Below are 20,242 nucleotides of genomic sequence, written 5' to 3'. Positions count from 1 at the left end.
CGTCCTCCGATTGCCGGGAAGGGCAAATTAGCGACATCCCTTGCCGACACAAGTGTTTTGTTGGTTTTGTCGGCCACTTCTAAAGGGCCGTCAAGCGTATTGGGGGAATGAAAACGCCGCAGCCCATGCGGACGCGGCGTTTTGGTAACGTATTTGGCGTTTGATGCGGGTTTGCCGCTTAGGCTTCCAGCGCCCGGCGCAGCATTTCCAGATCTTCCGCGATTTGCCCGTCAGAGCTGCGCAGCTCTTCGATCCGCTTCACACCATGCATGACCGTGGTGTGGTCACGCCCGCCAAAGCGACGGCCGATTTCCGGCAGGGAGCGCGAGGTCAGCTGTTTGCACAGATACATCGCCACCTGACGTGGACGCGCAAAGGTGCGCACACGCTTGGGGCCGATCATGTCAGACAGGCGGATGTTGTAGTGCTCTGCCACCTTACGCTGGATCTCTTCCACAGAGATCTTGCGCTCAGAGGCGCGCAGCACGTCAGACAGACAGTCCTGCGTCAGCTCCATGGTGATCTCACGACCAACCAGAGATGCAAACGCAAAGAGACGGGTCATCGCGCCTTCCAGCACGCGCACGTTGGTGGAGATGCGATGCGCCAGGAATTCCAGCACGCCCTCCGCGAGCTGCAGCTCAGGATATTGCTGACGGTAGCTGTCCACCTTGTTCTGCAGGATGCCCAGACGCAGCTCATAGTCGGTCGGGTGCAGGTCCACCACGAGGCCACATTGCAGGCGGCTCTTGATGCGGTCTTCCAGATCCTTGATCTCACCTGGCGCACGGTCGGCCGAGATGATGATCTGTTTGTTTTGATCCACCAGCGCGTTGAAAGTGTGGAAGAACTCTTCCTGCGTGCTGTCTTTGCCGGCGATGAACTGAACGTCATCCACCATCAAAACATCCACAGAGCGGAACAGCTCTTTGAAGTCCATCATCTTGCGGTCACGCAGCGCCTGCACAAAACGGTACATGAACTGCTCAGCAGAGAGGTAAAGCACGTTGAGGTCGGGGCGGTGCGCCTGCAACTCCCAGGCGATTGCGTGCATCAAGTGTGTCTTACCCAGACCCACGCCACCATAGAGGAACAGCGGGTTGAATGTCACCGGGCCACCCTCGGCCACACGGCGCGCAGCGGCATTGGCCAATTCGTTTGGTTTGCCGACCACAAAGCTGTCAAAGGTGAAGCGTGCGTCCAACGGAGCACCGGTCATCTCGGTGTCTGAGCCCGCAGCGGCCTTCGCTGCCGCACTCAAGCTGGTTGCGCCGCTTGCAGGCGTCGCAGCAGGTGCCGCGGCGGCCGCCGCAGTCGCGCGACGAGGTTGCTGATCTGCAACTTTAAATTGCATGCGTTGAACGCCTGCACCCGCCTGGTTCAGCTGGTGCATGATCAGATCGCCATAGTTTTGCGATACGTAGTTGCCGATAAAATTGGTCGGCACGTGGAAGGTGGCGACACCCTCGTTCAGGTCGGCAAGATCGACGGGCTCGATCCAGGTTTTAAAATTGTTTTGGCCAACCGTCTTGAGAAGGTCTTGTTGAATATCGCCCCATTTATCTTCGGTCATCTGTCCCCGTGTTCCTTCAAAAGTTCCGTCGCGCCGGGCTGAGCCCAGTCATAGTTTTGTCCCGAAATCACGTCGTCCGGAGGCCAAAACGGCAACAAATTAGACAAACCTCAACCGTTCCGGGGGTCCCTATTCCCCGGTTGAGATTCTCTAAATGCGCAAGCGCAGATTTGTTGGAACAGCAGGCACCCTGCCAACTGATAAAGTTACATCTACGATGTAACCGGATCAGCAGGCTGGCATGGCAAAGCCATAATGTGTCAGCGTCTGTCCCCCCCAAGGCGATGTGAATCGCTGTGAGAAACTAGCAAGCTGGTGCTCTCGCGGGCAACTGAACTTCGATCTTGACTCAGATGATTCAGAAAAAGAATCTATCCACAGGTGGGTAAGTGCCTGTCTGGTAATGAAAATTCCAAATTGGCTCAAATGCCTGCGGATTCACCCTCTCTTAATACGTGTATTTTATACAAACTTTCGTTGTCGGCAGTGCGGCATCACAAATGCTGTGTTTTTCCCTTGTTTCGGGGCGTGTTGACCCCGGATTGCTGTGGCCTGCCAGCCACAGGGGTTCTGCACTGCGGCGGCTCCAAAAGGGAATCGCCAAGAATTCGATCATATGCACGGGGCACAATACTGCCCCGTCAGATTTGCCGTGCCCTCGCCCTGTGTTCGGTCTGAAGGAGGGGCAATGCAACCTGAAACAGGTGAGGCGATTCTCCTTCGCGTGCTCTGCCCGCCCTCTGCGGGGTTGTTTCACCGCGCAGGCCCGTGCAAAACAGGCCGCGATGGCAAAGCAACTTGATTACCACACGATCCGCGAGATCTTCACCCGGTTTGAGGCAGCTGAGGCCCACCCCAAAGGCGAACTTGACCATGTCAACGTCTATACATTGGTGGTGGCTGTCGCGCTGTCTGCGCAAGCGACCGACGCCGGTGTGAACCGCGCCACCAAAGAGCTCTTCAAGGTGGCCGACACCCCACAGAAAATGCTGGATTTGGGCGAAGACGCTCTGATCGAGCACATCAAGACCATTGGTCTTTACCGCAACAAAGCCAAGAATGTGATCAAACTCTCCCGCATTCTGGTGGACCAATACGGTGGCGTGGTACCCAATTCCCGCGCCGCGTTGGAAAGCCTGCCCGGTGTGGGCCGCAAAACCGCCAATGTGGTTTTGAACATGTGGTGGCAATATCCGGCCCAGGCTGTGGACACCCACATCTACCGTTTTGGCAACCGCTCCGGCGTCTGCCCGGGCAAAGATGTGGTGGTGGTTGAGCGGGCCATCGAAGACCATATCCCCGTGGATTTTCAACTCCACGCCCATCATTGGATGATCCTGCACGGGCGCTATGTGTGCAAAGCACGCAAGCCGCTCTGTGGCACCTGTCTCATCCGCGATCTCTGCCTATTTGAGGACAAAAACCTATGAAAAACTATCAGGTTGTCGGCATCGGCAACGCCATTGTTGATGTGATCAGCCAGTCTGATGACAGCTTTCTGGATCTTATGGGGATCGAGAAAGGCATCATGCAGCTTGTGGAAAAAGAGCGCGGCGAGATGCTCTATGCGGCGATGACCAACCGCACACAGGCGCCGGGTGGCTCGGTGGCGAACACGCTCGCGGGCCTCGGTGCGCTGGGCCTTTCGACCGCCTTCATCGGCCGTGTGCATGACGACGCGCTGGGCCAGTTCTATGCGCAATCCATGGAGACCGGCGGCACCGACTTTGTGAACCCGCCTGTGCCGGGCGGAGAGCTGCCAACCTCGCGCTCCATGATCTTTGTCTCCCCGGATGGCGAGCGCTCGATGAACACCTATCTGGGCATCTCCTCTGAGGTGGGCCCGGATGATGTTTCTGACGATGTGGCCGGTCAGGCGCAGCTTCTGTTCCTTGAGGGCTACCTCTATGACAAACCCAAAGGCAAAGAAGCCTTTGAGCGCGCCGCCAAACTCTGCCGCGATGGCGGCGGCAAGGCGGGCATCGCCCTGTCTGATCCTTTCTGCGTGGAGCGCCACCGCGACGATTTCCGCCGTCTGGTGAAAGAGCTGGATTTCGTGATCGGCAATGAGCACGAATGGGCCTCGCTCTATCAGACCGACCTCAGCACCGCGCTTGAGCAGGCGGCACAGGACGCGGGCATGGTGGTCTGCACCCGCTCGGGCAAAGACGTTGTGCTGCTCAGCGGCGAAGAAGAAGCCACCGTTGCGGTCAACGAAATCGTGCCGGTCGACGCCACCGGCGCCGGGGATCAATTTGCCTGCGGCTTCCTCTACGGTGTGGCCACCGGACAGTCGCTGGAAACCGCCGGCAAAATGGGCTGCATCGCGGCGGCAGAGGTGATCAGCCACTATGGCGCGCGCCCGGAGGCAGACGTGAAAGCCCTGTTCCAGAAAGCCGGTTTGCTCGGCTGACGCGCCATCGCAGACCAATCCGCTGGTGGCATTTTGCGGACTGCCTCCGGCGGGGATATTTTGAGAATGAGAAGCCAAGCGCGCCTCAATGTCACCGCCAGACGCCACGCGCGCGGCTCGCAGGACATTGAGGCGCTTCTCATTCACGGCCATCGGCTTCCCAGCCTGTACCGCCAGAACATCTTGGCAACTTAAGCTTAAGATTGTCTTAAAAAGCTTCTCATTCCCCAAATATCCAAAGCGCGCTCGTGGCGGCTTCATGCGCGGCTGAGGGGGCAGATCGGCCTGGCGGCAGGCGCAGCCTACGTCAAAGAGGCGATCGCCATATCCGCCAGTTGTGCCGCGAGATCGGGAATGAATTCCTCAGGCTCATCGGCACGCGGTTGATACCAGAACACCGGCGCATTCACCAAAAGCAGCAGCGATTGCAGCGCGATGGAGAGGTTCTGCTGTCTGAACCGGCCTGCTTCCATGCCTTCCGCAATGACGGCGCGGAACAAATCCTGATAGGCAGCGCGTTCCGCGCGGATCCCGTCAAAAAGCGCACGTTCCTGCGCGGTCGTCGATTTCTGCATGATGCCGAGATAGGACTGAATGATCACCTTGTGATAGGGCAGCGTGCCCAGCACGGCGGGCACATGCGCAAGGATCATCTGGCGCAATTTGTCCTCTGGCGGGAGCGGCGTGTCGATCACCGGGGCCACCGCCTCATGGGCAAAAGCCGCCGCGCGCAGGCAGACCTCCCCCAGCAGCGCGCCTTTGGAGGGGAAGTGGTGGTAGATCCGGCCTTTGGTGGCGCCAAGGTGGCGCGCCACATCGTCGATGGAGGCCGCATCTGCGCCCAGCGTCATAAAAACATGCGCAGCCGCGTCCAGTATTTCGGATTTTGACCGGCTGATTGGGGGCGAAGTCGGGCTCAAGCGAGGCTCCTGCGCGGCTGGCTTGACGCTACGTCGGCGTCACGGGCTGAATTGACAGCATACTAAGTAGTATGTTTGCATCCTCCCTGCAAGATCACCGCCGGGCACCTGTCATTTCAAGCCTGCGGCTGAGCAGGGAGGATTTGAAATGACGGATCTGGCGCAATTCCGCCAAGAGACACGGGATTGGTTGGCCACCCATTGCCCCGCCGAGATGCGCACGCCGATGGGCGAGAATGACATCTGCTGGGGCGGGCGTCACTTTGTGTTTCAGTCATCCGCGCAAAAGGAATGGCTGGATGTGATGGCGGCGCGCGGCTGGACCGTGCCGGGATGGCCCAAGGCCTATGGCGGCGGCGGTCTGTCCGGGCCTGAGCAGAAGGTGCTGGCCGAGGAAATGGCGCGGATCAATGCGCGCCCACCTTTGCAGAGCTTTGGCATCTGGATGCTGGGGCCGGCTCTGCTGCACTTTGGCACGGAAGAGCAGAAGCGCCACTACCTGCCGCAAATCGCGCGCGGAGAGATCCGCTGGTGTCAGGGCTATTCCGAGCCGGGCGCAGGTTCTGATCTGGCCAGTCTGCAGACCAAAGGTGAGGACAAGGGCGCCTATTTTGAGGTGAGCGGCCAGAAGATCTGGACCTCTTATGCCGATAAGGCGGATTGGATTTTCTGTCTGGTGCGCACCGAGCCTGACGCCAAGAAACACACCGGCATTTCTTTCCTGTTGTTTGACATGGCCAGCGCGGGGGTGACCACCAAACCGATCAAGCTGATCTCCGGCGCATCGCCGTTTTGCGAGACTTTCTTTGATGCGGTGCAGGTGCCCAAGGATCAGATCGTCGGCGCGCCCGGGCAGGGCTGGACCATTGCCAAATATCTGCTGAACCATGAGCGCGAGATGATTGGCGGCTCTGATGCGGCGATCTTTGCCAAAACCGATCTGATCGCCGATGCGTCCCAGGTCATTGGCCTCGATGCCACCGGGCGGCTGGATGACCCGATGATGCGCGCAGAGCTGGGGCGCTTTCTGGTGGATGAAATGGCCTTTGACGCTCATGTGGACATGACCCGCGCCTACATGCGGGCAGGCAACGAGCTGGGCGCGCGCTCTGCGGAGCTGAAATATCTGGGCACCGAGCTCAACAAGCGCCGTCAAAGCTTGCGGGTCGCAGCGGGTGGCGCAGATGATCTCGTGTGGGAAGGCCCTGCCAATGACGCCGGGCAGGCGGCGCAGGATTGGCTGCGCTCCAAAGGCAACAGCATCGAAGGCGGCACCTCCGAGGTGATGCTGGGCATCCTGTCCAAAGCCGTTCTGAATTTGCCAAGCTGAGGGGGCGGAGATGGAAATCCTGAATGACGATCACCAGATGGTGGCCGATGCCGCCGCGGCCTATCTTAGCAAATCCCACCCGATCACGGTGTTTCGGGCCTTGCGCGAGAACGGCGCTGCGCAGGGTGATAACCGCGCGATCCTTACCGAGTTCGCGGAGTTGGGATGGATGGGCATTTTGCTGCCCGAAGAGGTCGACGGCGCGGATTTTGGCGCGCGCGCGGCGGGCGTGATTGCAGAGGAGATCGGGCGCAACCTGACTGTGGCACCGTTTCTTTCCACGGCGGTTCTGTCGGCGTCCCTGCTGCGCCAGACCGGTGGCGCGGCGCTCTCGGAATGGGGCGCAAAGATTGCAAGCGGGGCTGCCATTGTCGCGCTGGCGCTGGAGGAGGGGGCCAAACACCGCCCAAGCCGTATCACAACCACGCTGACCCAAACGGGCGACAGCCTGACCCTGACGGGCCGCAAGAGCTTTGTGGTGGACGGAAGCGGCGCAGACCGTCTGATTGTGGTGGCCCAGTCTGCGGAAGGACTGGCGCTTGTGCTGGTGGATCCGGCAGCACAAGGGGTTTCAATCACACCACAGCTGCTTCTGGATCACCGCAATGCGGCGTTGGCGCACTTGGATGAGGTATCTGTGCCCAAAGAGGCGGTTCTCGCCACGGGCGCAGCGGCGCAAAAAGCCTTGGATCATGTGCTCTGTCTGGGCCGTGCGGTGACCGCCGCAGAGCAACTCGGCGTGGCCAAAGCCGCCGCAGAGCAGACCTTTGAATACCTGCGCACCCGCAAACAATTTGGCCTGTTGATTGGCCAGTTTCAGGCGCTTCAGCACCGCGCGGCGGATCTGTATTGCGAATTGGAACAGACCAGCTCGCTGATCGCCCGCGCGCTCAACGCCATTGATGGTGGCAGCGATGAGGCCGAGGCGCTCAGCCGCGCCGCCAAAGCCAAGATGGCCCATGTGGGGCAGCAGGCCACGGAAGAGGGGGTGCAGATGCATGGCGGCATCGGCATGACCGACGAGATGGACCTCGGGCTTTTCATGAAACGGGACCGCGCATTGACCGAGTTTCTCGGCGACGCAGGTTGCCACACCGAATGGCTTTTGCGGCACCGCGGTATCTAGCAAGGGTTGAAAAGGCGCTAACCTACGGAGGCGTATGCAAAAATAGGGTGATGTAACGGGGTTTTTCAAGAATTCGTCAAACGGGAGGCTTGACGCAACAATATTACCTCCGGACACTGATCCTGGAAAGCTGACTAAAAAATGTCGGCATGGGAGGAAACATTGGAAGTTGTGCAACTGCTCGTCAGCGGGCTTGCGAACGGCTGTGTCTATGGCTTGATCGCGCTTGGCTTCGTGCTGATCTATAAGGCGACCGAACAGGTGAATTTCGCCCAAGGCGATTTCATGATGCTCGGCGCCTTTATTACTTTGGGCCTCACGAATGCGCATTACATGGGGCTGCCCTTCTGGGTGGCGGCCCCTCTGGCCATCGCCATCATGGCGGTGCTGGGCTATCTGCTTGATTTCTTTGTGCTGCGCCATCTCTTCGGGCAAAGTCAGGTCGCCGTGGTGATCCTCACCATCGCGCTGGGCTTTGTGATCCGCTTTGTCGCCGGTGCGATCTGGAGCCACGAGCCGCAGACGCTGGAAAGCCCGCTGGCGATTGGTGATTTCAATGTGGGCGGCGTGGTGCTGGGCATGGCCGACATCGCGGTGATTGTCGTCACTGTACTTCTGACCTTCTTCCTCTATCAGTTCTTTCAACGCACAAAACTGGGGCTCGCCATGCAGGCGGCCAGCCAAAACCAGATGGCGGCCTACTTCATGGGTATTCCGGTGAAACGGGTGCAGGGCATGATCTGGGGCTTGTCCGGTGCAACCGCAGCGGTTGCTGGCATCCTCTTTGCCTCCAAAGGTGCGATTGATCCCAACGCCGGGCTTTTGGGCATCAAGGCCTTTGCCGCCGCGGTCATCGGTGGCTTTGGCAGCTTGCCCGGCGCGCTCATGGGCGGGCTGATTGTGGGCGTGATCGAGCCTTTTGCCGCGCGCTATCTCGCCGCCGGATACAGCCAGATCGCGCCTTATGCGCTCTTGCTCTTCGTGCTCGTCTTCCGACCCCACGGCCTGTTCTCACAGGTCCGCACAAAGAAGGTCTGAGCCGATGCGGATACATTTCAAAACCTCTTATGACCATGACATCCGCCTGTTTCCGGACCTCTGGAGCTTCTGCGTCTATGCCGCGCTGATTGTCATCGCTGTGCTGCTGCCCTGGCTGATTGACGAATTCTACCTTGGCGAAGTCACCAACGTGCTGATCTGGGCCATTGCCGGTCTGGGGCTGATGCTGCTCACCGGACAGACCGGGCAGGCCAGCCTCGGCCACGCGGCCTTCCTTGCGCTGGGCTGCTACTCCTGCGTGATCTTCATGGAGCAGGGCTGGCCCTTCCTGATCGCCTTCCCCGCCGCAGGTATTCTCACCGGCGTTGTTGGCACCATCATCGCCATTCCCGCCATCCGTCTGCACGGCATCTATCTCGCCATTGCCACCATCGCGCTCTCCATTCTGGCCGATGACATCATCGTGCTGATGGAGCCGGTCACCGATGGCGTGTCGGGCAAATTTGCCCCGATGATCACCATCTTCGGCATCGAGATCGAGCGCTGGACCACACCGGATCGCTTCTATTGGCTGGTGCTTGCGGTCACGATCCTCTGCACGCTGGGCTACCGCAACCTACTTCGCGCGCCGCTGGGCCGCGCCTTTGCCGCGGTGCGCGACAGCGAGGTCTCCGCCACCGCCATGGGGGTGCATATCGCCCGCACCAAGGCAGCCGCTTTCGGCATTTCCTGCGCCATCACCGGGCTAGCGGGCGCGTTGATGGGCTTTTACGCCGGGGCCTTTAATAACGAGACCTTCTCCATCGTGATCTCCATCACGCTTCTGATGATGATCGTGATCGGCGGCCTTGGCTCTATCCACGGCGCTTTCTTTGGCGCGGTGGTGGTGGCCTTCCTGCCGCAGTTCCTCTCGATCACCAAAGACCTGATCGGCGGCAGCTCGGTGGCCATTCCGGGGCTGGAAACCGGCGTCTTTGGCATGATCCTGATCCTCTTCATCCTGTTTGAGCCCATGGGCATCTACGGCCGCTGGATGAAAATCCGCATCTGGTTTGAGCTCTTCCCCTTTGCGCGCAAAGACATGTTCAAACGCCAGAAAAGCTACCTGAAGACGGAGCGTTTGAGATGAGCCATCTATTGGAAATCACCAACGCGACCCTCAAATTCGGCGGAGTGGTTGCGGTCAACGATCTGACCTTTTCCGTGGAAGAAGGCGAGGTTTACGCCATTGTCGGCCCCAACGGCGCGGGCAAATCCACGGTCTTCAATCTGATCTCGCGGTTTTACGACCCCTATGCCGGATCGATCACCTTTGACGGCAACGACCTGCTGGCGCGCAACGCGGATTCCGGTCGCCGATCTGGGCATCGCGCGCACCTTCCAGAACATCGAGCTGTTTGATCATGCCACGGTGCTGCAGAACCTTCTGGTGGGGCGGCACCGCCACCGCCAGACCAATATGGTGCAGGAGATGCTCTTCACCCCCAAGGCGCGGCGCGAGGAGAAACGCCATCGCGAGGCGGTGGAGGAGGTGATCGATTTCCTCGATCTCCAACCCTACCGCGACAAGATGATCGCCGGTCTGCCTTACGGCGTGCGCAAGGTGGTCGAGCTGGGCCGCGCACTTGCTTCCGGCCCGCGTCTCTTGCTGCTGGATGAGCCCGCCTCCGGTCTGTCGGTCGAAGAAACCCAGGACATGCGCTGGTGGATTGATGACATCCGCAAGCAGATGGGCATCACCGTTCTTATGGTGGAGCATGACATGGGGCTGGTCTCTGGTGTGTCAGACCGCGTGCTGGCGCTGGCCGATGGGGCCAAACTGGCCGAAGGCACGCCAGCGCAGGTGCAATCTGATCCGGCCGTGATTGAGGCCTATCTGGGCGCGGGGGCGGCGTGATGGGCGAAACAGTGCTTGATATCAAAAACATCGAGAGCTTCTACGGCCCGATCATGGCCATCCGTGGTGTTTCGCTTCAGGTGGAAAAGGGGCAGGTGGTCACCGTGCTTGGCGCCAATGGCGCAGGCAAATCCACGCTTCTGAAAACCATCTCCGGCATCATGGATCCTGAAAAAGGCCAAGTGGTCTTTGAGGGCCGCGAAATTCAGGGCATGGAGCCGCACAAAGTGGTGCAGGAAGGCATCGTGCATGTGCCCGAAGGCCGCGAAGTCTTCCCGCTGCTGACGGTGGATGAAAACCTCTCGCTCGGGGCCTACACCCGGTCTGACAAGGCGGAGATCGAAAAAGACCGGCAGATGGTCTTTGACTATTTCCCCATCCTCGCCGAACGCCGCGGCCAAGAAGCGGGCACGCTATCGGGTGGTCAGCAACAGATGCTCGCCATTGGGCGCGGCCTGATGCTGCGGCCCAAGATCATGCTGTTGGATGAGCCGTCCCTCGGCCTGTCTCCGCTGCTGGTGCAGGAGATTTTTGCAATTCTGCGCCGCCTGAACAAAGATGAAGGCGTGACCATGATGCTGGTGGAGCAAAACGCCAAAGTCGCGCTGGAGCTGGCTGACGTGGGCTACGTCATGGAGGTGGGCCGCATCGTGATGGACGACACCGCCGACCGGCTGATGGAAAGCGAAGACATCAAAGCCTTCTATCTTGGCCATCAGGAAGAAGGCGCGCGCGGTGAACGCCGCTGGAAACGCAAGAAAACGTGGCGCTGAGGGAGGATTGGACATGAACATTCACAACACATCCCGCCCGCCGGAGCAGGTTGAAATCAATGGGGTGATAGTCTCCGCCATTCCCGGTCAGCGCCCCGCGCTGGTGGACGGCTGTGACACCATGGTGCGCCTGTTTCAGAAACGCTGTGAACAGCTGGGTGCCCGCACGGCGCACCGCGAAAAAGACCTCGGCATCTGGCAAAGCTACTCCTGGCGCGACTATTGGGAACACGCCAAATGGATCGGCATGGGCCTGCGCGCGCTGGGCCTTGAGCGCGGCGAGGTAGTCTCGATCCTGTCCGAGGACCGCAAGGAATGGCTCTATGCCGACATGGGCATTCAATGTGTCGGCGGCATCGCCTCAGGGGTTTACACCACCGACAGCGCCAGCCAGCTCGAATACCTTCTGCGCGACAGCGGCAGCCGCTTCCTGTTTGTGGAAAACGACGAGCAGCTTGACAAGTTTCTGGAGATCGAGGATCAGGCCAGCCATGTGGTGAAGGTCATCATTCTGGATCAGGACGGGCTGCACGACCTGCACCACAAAAAATGCGTCTTCATCGAAGATCTCTATGACACCGGCCGCGCCTTTGCGGCTGAAAACCCCGGCATGTTTGAGGCCGAAATCACCAAGGCCAAACCCGATGACACCGGGCTTCTGATCTACACCTCCGGCACCACAGGCATGCCCAAAGGGGCCATGCTGTCTCAGGAAAACATCATCTCCGCCTGTGTCTCCGGCGCGCACGCCTTGCCGACCTCCGACAAAGACGAACAGCTCTGCTTTCTGCCGCTGTGCCACATTCTGGAGCGCAACGTGTCGGCCTATTTCCCGATTGCCGGCAAGGCCACGGTGAATTTTGCCGAAAGCCCGGAGACGGTGTTTGACAACCTGCGCGAGGTCTCGCCCGCGCATTTCACCGCCGTGCCGCGGGTGTGGGAAAAAATCTACTCCCGCGTTCTGGTGCTGGCGCAGGAGGCTACGCCCATTGGCCGTTTTGCCTTTTCCATGGCGGTCAAGGCGGGGCTCAAACGCGCGGACTATCTGCTGGAACGCAAACCCGTTCCGATGGGAACACAGATAAACTATGCGGTCTGGGATTTTTTGGTGCTGCGCAATCTGCGCCGGATGCTTGGCATGGACAAAATGCGCCGTGGCGGCACCGGAGCAGCGCCGATTTCTCCAGAGCTGATCCGCTGGTATTGGGCCATTGGCGTGACCCTGCTTGAGGGCTACGGCATGACCGAAAACGCCGGGCTCTGCTCCATCAACCTGCCCGATGAAAACAAGATCGGCACCGTGGGCAAATCCTGCCCCGGCTTTCAGGTGCGCATTGCCGAGGATGGTGAGATCCAGACTATGGGGCTCAACAACTTTCAGGGCTATTGGCGCAACAATGAAAAAACCGCGGAGACCTTCACCGCTGACGGCTGGCTGCGCACCGGCGATGTGGGCCGCGTCGACGAGGACGGCTTTGTCACCATCACCGGGCGTCTGAAAGACATCATCATCACCGCTGGCGGCAAGAACATCACGCCCGCAGAGATCGAAAGCCGTCTGAAATTCAGCCACTATATTTCCGATGCGGTGGTGATCGGCGACGCGCGCAAATACCTCAGCTGTCTGATCATGATCGATCAGGAAAACGTGGAGAAATACGCTCAGGACCGCAAAGTCCCCTTCTCCGATTTTGCCTCACTCTGCGCGGCGCAGGATGTGGTCGACCTGATCAAGGGAGAGGTGGATGCGGTCAACAAGGAGTTCGCCCGCGTCGAGCAGATCAAGGATTTCCGTCTCATCAACGTGCTGCTCACCGCAGAGGACGAAGAACTGACAGCCACCATGAAGCTCAAGCGCAGCTTTGTGGAGAAGAAACACGCAAGCCTGATTGAGGAGATGTACTGAGGCAGTTCGCGTTTTATCTCAGGCATGCGGATCGCTTTTCGCGTTCGACCACTCGGGAGAGGCAACGAATAAGCGGTTCAAGTTAAACGCAAACTGCCACGCATTCACGTGGCCTCAGACCACAGATTAACGGGAGGAAACTATGAAACATCTGACGACTGCACTGGCGGTTGGCGCGGCGGCGCTGGCGTCTCAGGTCGCTGCGGACACGCAGGGCGTGAGCGACAGCGAAGTGGTGATCGGCTCGGTCAATGACCTCAGCGGCATTTTTGCCGCCGTGGGTGTTCCGGCGGTGAACGGCGCCAACATGCGCTTTGAAGAAGCCAACAGCGCCGGTGGCGTGCACGGGCGTCAGATCCGGTTTGTTGTGGAGGACAACGGCTACCAGATCCCGCGCGCGATGCAGGGCTACAACAAGCTGCTCAACCGCGACAAGGTCTTTGCCATGCTGCTCAGCCTTGGCACGCCGATGAACACCGCAGGTTTCAAACTGCTGGACCCCAAAGGCATTCCCAACATCGGCCCGCTCTCGGCCGCACGCCAAATGCTACAGGATCCGATCGACAATAAATTCATCGCTTTCTCAAGCTATTACGATCAGGTGCAGGTGGGCGTGACCTATCTGGCGGAGGAGTTTGGCGCCAAAGAAGTCTGCTCCATGTATATTCCGTCTGACTTCGGCAAAGAGATCGCGGAATCCACCGCCGATGTGGCCGAAACGCTGGGTCTCACCATGGCGGGGGAAACCACCCACAAGCCGGATGAGCTTGATTTTGTCGGCTCGCTGACCAAGCTGAAAGCGGCAGAATGTGACATCGTCACCATGGCGCTGGGCGTGCGTCAGGGCATCACCGTGGTGGGCACCGCCAAAAAGCTCGGTTGGACCGATGTGAAATTCCTCAACACCTCCGCAGGTTTTCTGGAGCCGGTGGCACAGGTGCCGGGCGGCGTGACCGACGGGCTTTATGCCGCTGCGGGCTGGCGTGATCTGTATGAGCGCGCGGCCGATCCGGTGCCAGCCAAATTCATCGCGGATTACAAAGCCAAGTTTGACCAGCCCGCCTCGGGCTTTGCCATGCTTGGCTACTCCGCCGCAGACACTGTGGTGCGCGCGCTCGAAGCCGCCGGTGCCGATCTCACCCATGAAAGCTTCCTCGCGGCCATGGAGTCTCTGGACTACGCCGATGAGCTGACCGATGTGCAGATCACCTACGGCCCGGACGACCACCGCGGCGCGGATGTGGTTGTGGTGTCCGTTGTGGAAAACGGCGGCTGGAAAACCCTCGCGGTGAAATAAGCCTAAAGCACATAGACTTAGGAAGGCGCGTCATCGGGCGCGCCTTTTCTTTTGGTGAAAGCGAAAGGACGGTCGGCTTGGGAGGCGCATAAAAATTCCCCGCAGCCGATGGTCTGGTCTGCGGGGAAGGCGGGAGTGACCTTTTGTTGTATCTGTCCCCGAGGTGCTGCCGCGCCCAGCGTGCCGCGGCTGTCCCGTTGGTGGCTTCCCAGCCCGCCTGTGCGCGCGCTGTCTGCCCCATTCTGCAGAGCAGCCCGCATTTTGCGGCCTCTGGTTGCCGCCTGATATCAGTCTACGCTATTTTGGGTGTAAAATCTACATATAGTGTAGATCGTGTGCAGAGATCCTACATGAGCAGCATCAGCGCCAGCTCACATCCCCAAGGAAAATATACCCCGCACCGTAGATCGTTTTGATAAGGCGCGGGTTTTTGGGGTCTTCCTGCAATTTGGTGCGCAGGCGCGAAATCCGCACATCCATGGCCCGGTCAAAGCTCTCGCCCGCCGCGCCGCCCAAAGTCTCCTGCATCTGCGCCCGGCTGATCAGCCGCTTGGGGCTGTCCAGAAACAGCCGCAGCACCTCGCCTTCCGCATGGCTGAATGTTGTCTCCGCGCCGGTCTCATCTTCCAGCACATAGCGGTCAAAATAGGCGGTCCAGCCGTTGAACTCGGCGGTATTGGCCACCGCCACCGGCGCAGCCGCACGGTCTTTGCGCAGCCGTGCGCGCACGCGCGCCACCACTTCGGTCGGGTCAAAAGGTTTGATGATGTAATCATCCGCCCCCAGTTCCAGCCCGGTGATCCGGTCCTGCACCTGCGCGCGCCCGGAAATGATGATCACCGCCGCGCCGACCTCCAGCGCCAGCCGATGCACCAGCGTCAGCCCGTCTTTGTCTGGCAAGCCCAGATCCACAAGGCAGACATCCGGCGTGGTGGATTTCAGAGCAGCTTCAAATTCGGTGGCCCGCGAAAACGCCATGGTGCGAAAGCCCGCATCCTCCAGCGCATCCGCAAGGATCATGCGGATATCCGGTTCATCGTCCAGAATGGTGACAAGCGGAGCAGTCATAAACAGGGTCTCACTTCGGGTGCAAAAATTGGTCTAACTGTTTGGCCGTAAAGGGTTTGGGCAGCACCGGCGCCCGCGCCGCCCCTTCGATATAGAGCGTGTGGCTCTGGGGCAAGCTGGTCATAAGGTAAGTTGGCACACGCTCCCGCCCGACCTCGCGGATCAGATCCACACCGGTGGCCTCGCCTTCTAAGGAAATATCAGAAAGCACCAGCTTGATCTCGGGCACCTGATCCAGCAGCACCCGCGCCTCATCCACGCTGGCGGCCTCGATCACCGTGTGTTTCATATCGGTCAGCATGTCGCGTATCAGACCGCGCAGATCGGGGTTGTCCTCCACCAGCAGTGCCAGCCCGGGCGTGGCATCCTGCACCGCCCGGCGCAACGGCAGCCGCAGGATCACCTGCCCGCCGTTCACCGCATTGCCGATCTTGATGTCGCCCCCCACCAGCTTGGTCATGTCATAGACCATCGCCAGCCCAAGGCCCGATCCATCCGCGCCCTTGGTGGTGAAGAACGGATCCAACGCCCGGCTGAGCGCCTCGTCAGAAAAGCCCGGCCCGGTGTCGCGCACCGTGAATTGCACCCAGGTGTTCTGCACCAGCTCCGCAATCAAGAGGATTGTCCCCCCGGCGCCACAGGCATGGGCGGCGTTCAGCAGAAGGTTCACCAGAGAATCCTGCAACATCGCCGGATCGACCATCAGCGCGCCGTCAGGAATGTTGTTTTCGATGATCAGCGCCACCTTCTTGTCGACCGTCGGGCGCGCCAGCGTCTCCAGATCAGACAGGAAGCCCGCCATATCCGTGGCCGCCAGCTTGGGCACACGCGGGCCGGTGACATTGGCCAGATTGTCCAGAAGCGTGCCCCCGCGCCGCGCCGCGCCCAGGGTGGCTTCAATCAGCGATTGCGCCTCTTCCGGCAGGCCCATCTTCTGCAGCTTGCGCTGGGTGCCAAGAATGATGGTCAACAGGTTGGAGAAATCATGCGCCAAGCCACTTGTCATCTGCGCCGCGATTTCACGGCGGCGGGTCTGTTGCAGGGCAACGCGGGTCTGGGTTTCCTCGGTGATGTCCATCGACAGCACATAGACCCCGCGCGCCGCGCCCTCGCTATCATCCGGCGTAAAGGCCACGCGGATCCGCCGCGTGCTCGGATGTTCGTTGAACTCAAACACCGAGGCCTTGCCGCGAAAGGCCGCCTCAAGATGAGGACGGATCGCGCGAAAGGCACTCTCGCCAAGCGCCTCTTCGGCCCGCATGCCCACAATATCTGAGGGGCGTCCGGGGATCACCGCGCTGAGGCGGCGGTTGGAATAGGTATAGATCCAGTCCGGCCCCACATGGGCGATATGGGCTGGCATCATCTCCGCCGTCAGCCGCATCCGCGCCTCGCTCTCGGTCAGCTGGCGTTTGACCTCCTCCAGCGTGTTGACCGTGCTTTCCATCTCCCGGTTGGTGGCAGACAGCTCCTCGGCATATTGCAGCACTTGATCTGACAGCTCCTCAGAGCGTGCGCGCAGCAGCGCCTCCTGCCGTTTGGTGGAGGTGATATCGGTGTAAACCGCGACCCAGCCGCCCTGCGGCAGAGGTGAGCCTTCGACGCTGATCCAGCGCCCGTCCGCGCGCTTGCGTTCAAAGTAATGCGGCTCAAACGCCAGCGCCCGCTCCACACGGTCCTGAATGAACGCCGCCTTCTCAGCCTCCGCAATGGGGCCGTATTCGCCATTCTCTATCAGAAAGGCGATGGTGTCCGCAAAGGTCGCCCCGGGTTGCATCAAGCCTTTGGGAATAGAGAACATCTCGCGAAAGCGCGCATTGGCCACAACCAGTTTCAGCTCGCTGTCATAGATCGACAGAGCCTGTTTGATCAGGTTCAGCCCGGCGACGGTCATCGCCTGCGTTTCCCCTTTCACATGCGCCATGCAGCTCTCCTTTTCTTATCGCTAACACCGGTTTCGGGGTCAGCGAAAGTCCGAAATGCGCGCTGTTACAATTCGTAAGGTTTAGGAAATGTTAAGGAAAAAGTTGACCCGCAGCCTGTTCTGAGCCCCACTGTGAGGGGAGGAATCGTTTCGACGGTTTTGGCTTGCTCAAAACACCAATAGGGCGAGCTTTAGGGAGGAAAGAAATTTGGCACAGTCGTCACAGGCGACCGGCGGACTCGCGTCCATTCCGGCGCTGTTGCAGCGGAACGCCACCCAATTTGCGGATAAAGACGCATACCGGGAGAAAGAGTTTGGGATCTGGCAGACCTGGACTTGGGCAAAGACAGCAGAAGAAATCGAAGCGCTCGCGCTCGGCCTGATCAATCTGGGCGTGTCGGAGGGCGATTTTGTCGCCATCATCGGACGCAACCGCCCCTATTTTTACTGGTCGATGGTTGCCGCCCAATCCGTGGGCGCGGTGCCGGTGCCTGTGTATCAGGACAGCGCGGCAGAGGAGATGGAATATATCCTCGGTCACTGCGGCGCCAAATACGCCATCGTCGAAGACCAGGAACAGGTCGACAAGATCATCGACATTCAGGACAGCCTGCATCAGTTCGAACATATGATCTACGTCGATCCGCGCGGGCTGCGGAAGTATGATCACCACCAGCTGCATGAGTTCAGCCACATTCAGGCACAGGGCCTTGCGGCGCGGGATGAATGGATCACCGATCTTGAGGCACGCCGGGGCAAACTGACCTACGACAGCACCTGCGTGATGCTCTACACCTCAGGCACCACCGGCAAACCCAAAGGCGTGGTGCTTTCCAACCGCAACGTGATCGAGAGCGCGAAGAACTCTTCCGAGTTTGACAAGCTCACAGCGGGCGAAGAGATCCTCGCCTATCTGCCGATGGCATGGGTCGGGGATTTCATCTTCTCCATTGGTCAGGCGTATTGGACAGGCTTCTGCGTGAACTGCCCGGAATCCGCCGACACGATGATGACCGACCTGCGCGAAATCGGGCCAACCTACTACTTCGCCCCGCCGCGCGTGTTTGAGACCCAGCTCACCAACGTCATGATCCGTATGGAAGACGCAGGCTCCCTCAAACGCCGCATGTTCCACAACTTCATGGAACACGCCAAAAAAGTGGGCGGCGATATTCTGGACGGCAACCCCGTCCCCTTCATGGACCGTCTGAAATACAAACTGGGCGATATGCTGATCTACGGCCCGCTGAAAGACACGCTCGGCTTTGGCCGCGTGCGCGTCGGCTACACTGCGGGCGAAGCGATTGGTCCGGAGATTTTTGAGTTCTACCGCTCCCTCGGCATCAACCTGAAACAGCTTTACGGCCAGACCGAAGCCACCGTCTTTATCACCGCCCAACCGGACGGTCAGGTGCGCGCGGACACCGTGGGTGTGCCAAGCCCGGACGTGGAAATCAAAATCGACGACACCGGCGAAATCCACTACCGGAGCCCCGGTGTGTTTGTGGAATACTACAACAACCCAGAAAGCACCGCCTCCACCAAGGACGCGGAAGGCTGGGTGGCAACCGGTGATGCTGGCTTCTTTGAAAAAGACACCGGCCACCTGCGCATCATCGACCGCGCCAAAGACGTGGGCAAAATGGCCGATGGCTCCATGTTCGCGCCCAAATATGTCGAGAACAAACTGAAGTTCTATCCCGACATTCTGGAGGCTGTGCTGTTTGGAAGCGGCAAGGATCGCTGCGTGGCCTTCATCAACATCGACCTGACGGCGGTGGGCAACTGGGCAGAGCGCAACAACGTGCCTTATGCCTCCTATCAGGAGCTCGCGGGGCATCCGAAGGTGCTTGAGTCCATTCAGGGCCATGTGGAAACGGTCAACAAATCCGTGGCCGATGACCCGATGCTGGCCGGCTGTCAGATCCACCGCTTCCTCATCCTGCACAAGGAACTGGATGCGGACGACGGCGAAATGACCCGCACCCGCAAAGTGCGCCGTGCGGTTGTGGCCGACAAATTCAAGGATCTGGTGGATGCGCTCTATGGCGGCGCCAGCTCGGTCTCAACCGAAACCGAAGTGACCTATGAAGACGGCCGCAAAGGCAGCATCCGCGCCACGCTTGAATTGCGCGACGCCGCAGTGGTGCCCGTGGCCAGCAAGGTGGCAGCAGAATGAACGATATGAGCAACGACAGCTTCGTCACCGACGACGGCCGCACCATTGGCGGTGTGGTGATGGAAATGAAAAACATCACTCTGCGCTTTGGCGGGGTGAAGGCGATCACCGACATCAGCTTTGACATCCGCGAAGGCGAGATCCGCGCGATCATCGGTCCCAACGGCGCGGGCAAATCCTCAATGTTGAACGTGATTTCCGGCTTCTATGTGCCGCAGGAAGGCGAGGTCTGGTACAAAGGCGCCAAGCGCCCGCCGATGAAACCTTATCAGGTGGCGCAACAGGGCATCGCCCGCACCTTCCAGAACATCGCGCTGTTTGAGGGCATGTCCGTGCTTGATAACGTGATGACCGGCCGTCTGCGCCAGATGAACGCCAATCTGATCCAGCAGGCGCTCTGGAAAGGCAAAGCCGAACAGGAAGAGGTGGAAAACCGCGCCTTTGTGGAGCGGATCATCGACTTCCTTGAAATCCAGCACATCCGCAAGACACCGGTGGGGCGCCTGCCTTACGGTCTGAAAAAGCGGGTCGAGCTTGCGCGCGCACTGGCGGCGGAACCGTCTATCCTGCTTCTGGACGAGCCCATGGCCGGGATGAACGTCGAGGAGAAAGAGGACATGTCCCGCTTTGTCCTTGATATGAATGATGAATTTGGCACCACCATCGCGCTGATCGAGCACGATATGGGCGTGGTTATGGATCTCTCTGACCGCGTGGTGGTGATGGATTACGGCAAGAAGATCGGGGACGGCACACCAGATGAGGTGCGCAACAACCAGGATGTGATCGACGCCTATCTGGGGGTGGCTCATGACTAAGCAAATCCCTGACTTCAAA

15 protein-coding genes and 1 pseudogene are annotated in these 20,242 nt (G+C 59.6%); 12 read left to right on the top strand and 4 right to left on the bottom strand.

Annotation, left to right across the window (positions count from 1 at the left end):
• Nucleotides 1-178: 178 nt before the first annotated feature.
• Nucleotides 179-1,573, bottom strand: a complete 1,395-nt coding sequence (dnaA, locus tag ACO07T_RS03890) for a chromosomal replication initiator protein DnaA (protein WP_422048337.1) — start codon at nt 1,571-1,573, stop codon at nt 179-181.
• 785 nt (nt 1,574-2,358) lie between these two features.
• On the opposite strand from dnaA, the gene nth reads away from it, so the two are divergent.
• Complete coding sequence (nth, locus tag ACO07T_RS03885) at nt 2,359-3,003, top strand: endonuclease III (RefSeq protein WP_209057548.1); 645 nt, start codon at nt 2,359-2,361, stop codon at nt 3,001-3,003.
• A complete protein-coding gene (locus ACO07T_RS03880) occupies nt 3,000-3,986 on the top strand; it encodes an adenosine kinase (protein WP_422048336.1) in 987 nt (328 codons plus the stop codon). Before nth ends, ACO07T_RS03880 begins: the two co-directional genes overlap by 4 nt.
• Nucleotides 3,987-4,288: 302 nt before the next feature.
• Here ACO07T_RS03880 and ACO07T_RS03875 read toward each other — a convergent pair whose 3' ends face one another.
• On the bottom strand, nt 4,289-4,906 hold the full coding sequence (locus ACO07T_RS03875; protein WP_422048335.1) for a TetR/AcrR family transcriptional regulator: 618 nt from the start codon (nt 4,904-4,906) through the stop codon (nt 4,289-4,291).
• 148 nt (nt 4,907-5,054) lie between these two features.
• On the opposite strand from ACO07T_RS03875, the gene ACO07T_RS03870 reads away from it, so the two are divergent.
• The 8 genes and pseudogenes from ACO07T_RS03870 to ACO07T_RS03835 all read left to right on the top strand — a co-directional run bounded on the left by ACO07T_RS03870 (nt 5,055) and on the right by ACO07T_RS03835 (nt 14,234).
• A complete protein-coding gene (locus ACO07T_RS03870; RefSeq protein WP_422048334.1) occupies nt 5,055-6,236 on the top strand; it encodes an acyl-CoA dehydrogenase family protein in 1,182 nt (393 codons plus the stop codon).
• 10 nt (nt 6,237-6,246) lie between these two features.
• Nucleotides 6,247-7,362, top strand: a complete 1,116-nt coding sequence (locus ACO07T_RS03865; protein WP_422048333.1) for an acyl-CoA dehydrogenase family protein — start codon at nt 6,247-6,249, stop codon at nt 7,360-7,362.
• Nucleotides 7,363-7,524: 162 nt separating this feature from the next.
• Nucleotides 7,525-8,400, top strand: a complete 876-nt coding sequence (locus ACO07T_RS03860; protein WP_209060159.1) for a branched-chain amino acid ABC transporter permease — start codon at nt 7,525-7,527, stop codon at nt 8,398-8,400.
• A 4-nt stretch (nt 8,401-8,404) separates the two neighbouring features.
• Nucleotides 8,405-9,490, top strand: coding sequence for a branched-chain amino acid ABC transporter permease (locus ACO07T_RS03855; protein ID WP_209075901.1), 1,086 nt, complete (start codon nt 8,405-8,407; stop codon nt 9,488-9,490).
• Nucleotides 9,487-10,258 (top strand): annotated as a pseudogene (locus ACO07T_RS03850) (ABC transporter ATP-binding protein). The gene ACO07T_RS03855 and the pseudogene ACO07T_RS03850 overlap by 4 nt, the downstream one beginning before the upstream one ends.
• Nucleotides 10,258-11,031 (top strand): ABC transporter ATP-binding protein, encoded by a 774-nt coding sequence (locus ACO07T_RS03845; RefSeq protein ID WP_209086040.1) that lies wholly within the window; start codon nt 10,258-10,260, stop codon nt 11,029-11,031. Before ACO07T_RS03850 ends, ACO07T_RS03845 begins: the two are co-directional and overlap by 1 nt.
• Before the next feature lie 13 nt (nt 11,032-11,044).
• The gene (locus tag ACO07T_RS03840) at nt 11,045-12,937 is read left to right on the top strand and encodes an AMP-dependent synthetase/ligase (RefSeq protein WP_422048332.1); all 1,893 of its coding nucleotides are present in this window, start codon (nt 11,045-11,047) and stop codon (nt 12,935-12,937) included.
• Between the two features lie 142 nt (nt 12,938-13,079).
• Nucleotides 13,080-14,234, top strand: coding sequence for an ABC transporter substrate-binding protein (locus tag ACO07T_RS03835; RefSeq protein ID WP_422048331.1), 1,155 nt, complete (start codon nt 13,080-13,082; stop codon nt 14,232-14,234).
• A gap of 360 nt (nt 14,235-14,594) precedes the next feature.
• On the opposite strand, the gene ACO07T_RS03830 is transcribed toward ACO07T_RS03835, so the two are convergent.
• Together ACO07T_RS03830 and ACO07T_RS03825 are read right to left on the bottom strand one after the other, a co-directional pair.
• Nucleotides 14,595-15,302, bottom strand: coding sequence for a response regulator transcription factor (locus ACO07T_RS03830; protein ID WP_209075890.1), 708 nt, complete (start codon nt 15,300-15,302; stop codon nt 14,595-14,597).
• 10 nt (nt 15,303-15,312) lie between these two features.
• Nucleotides 15,313-17,226 carry a PAS-domain containing protein gene (locus ACO07T_RS03825; protein ID WP_422048330.1) on the bottom strand — a complete coding sequence of 638 codons (1,914 nt, stop codon included), beginning with the start codon at nt 17,224-17,226 and terminating at the stop codon, nt 15,313-15,315.
• A gap of 208 nt (nt 17,227-17,434) precedes the next feature.
• On the opposite strand from ACO07T_RS03825, the gene ACO07T_RS03820 reads away from it, so the two are divergent.
• The gene (locus tag ACO07T_RS03820) at nt 17,435-19,405 is read left to right on the top strand and encodes an AMP-binding protein (protein ID WP_422048328.1); all 1,971 of its coding nucleotides are present in this window, start codon (nt 17,435-17,437) and stop codon (nt 19,403-19,405) included.
• Nucleotides 19,402-20,223 carry an ABC transporter ATP-binding protein gene (locus tag ACO07T_RS03815; protein WP_422048327.1) on the top strand — a complete coding sequence of 274 codons (822 nt, stop codon included), beginning with the start codon at nt 19,402-19,404 and terminating at the stop codon, nt 20,221-20,223. Before ACO07T_RS03820 ends, ACO07T_RS03815 begins: the two co-directional genes overlap by 4 nt.
• The last annotated feature ends 19 nt before the right edge of the window (nt 20,224-20,242 follow it).

The organism is Shimia sp. (assembly GCF_965227725.1).
Classification (GTDB): domain Bacteria; phylum Pseudomonadota; class Alphaproteobacteria; order Rhodobacterales; family Rhodobacteraceae; genus Shimia.
This window is presented reverse-complemented; position numbering and strand designations above follow the sequence as displayed.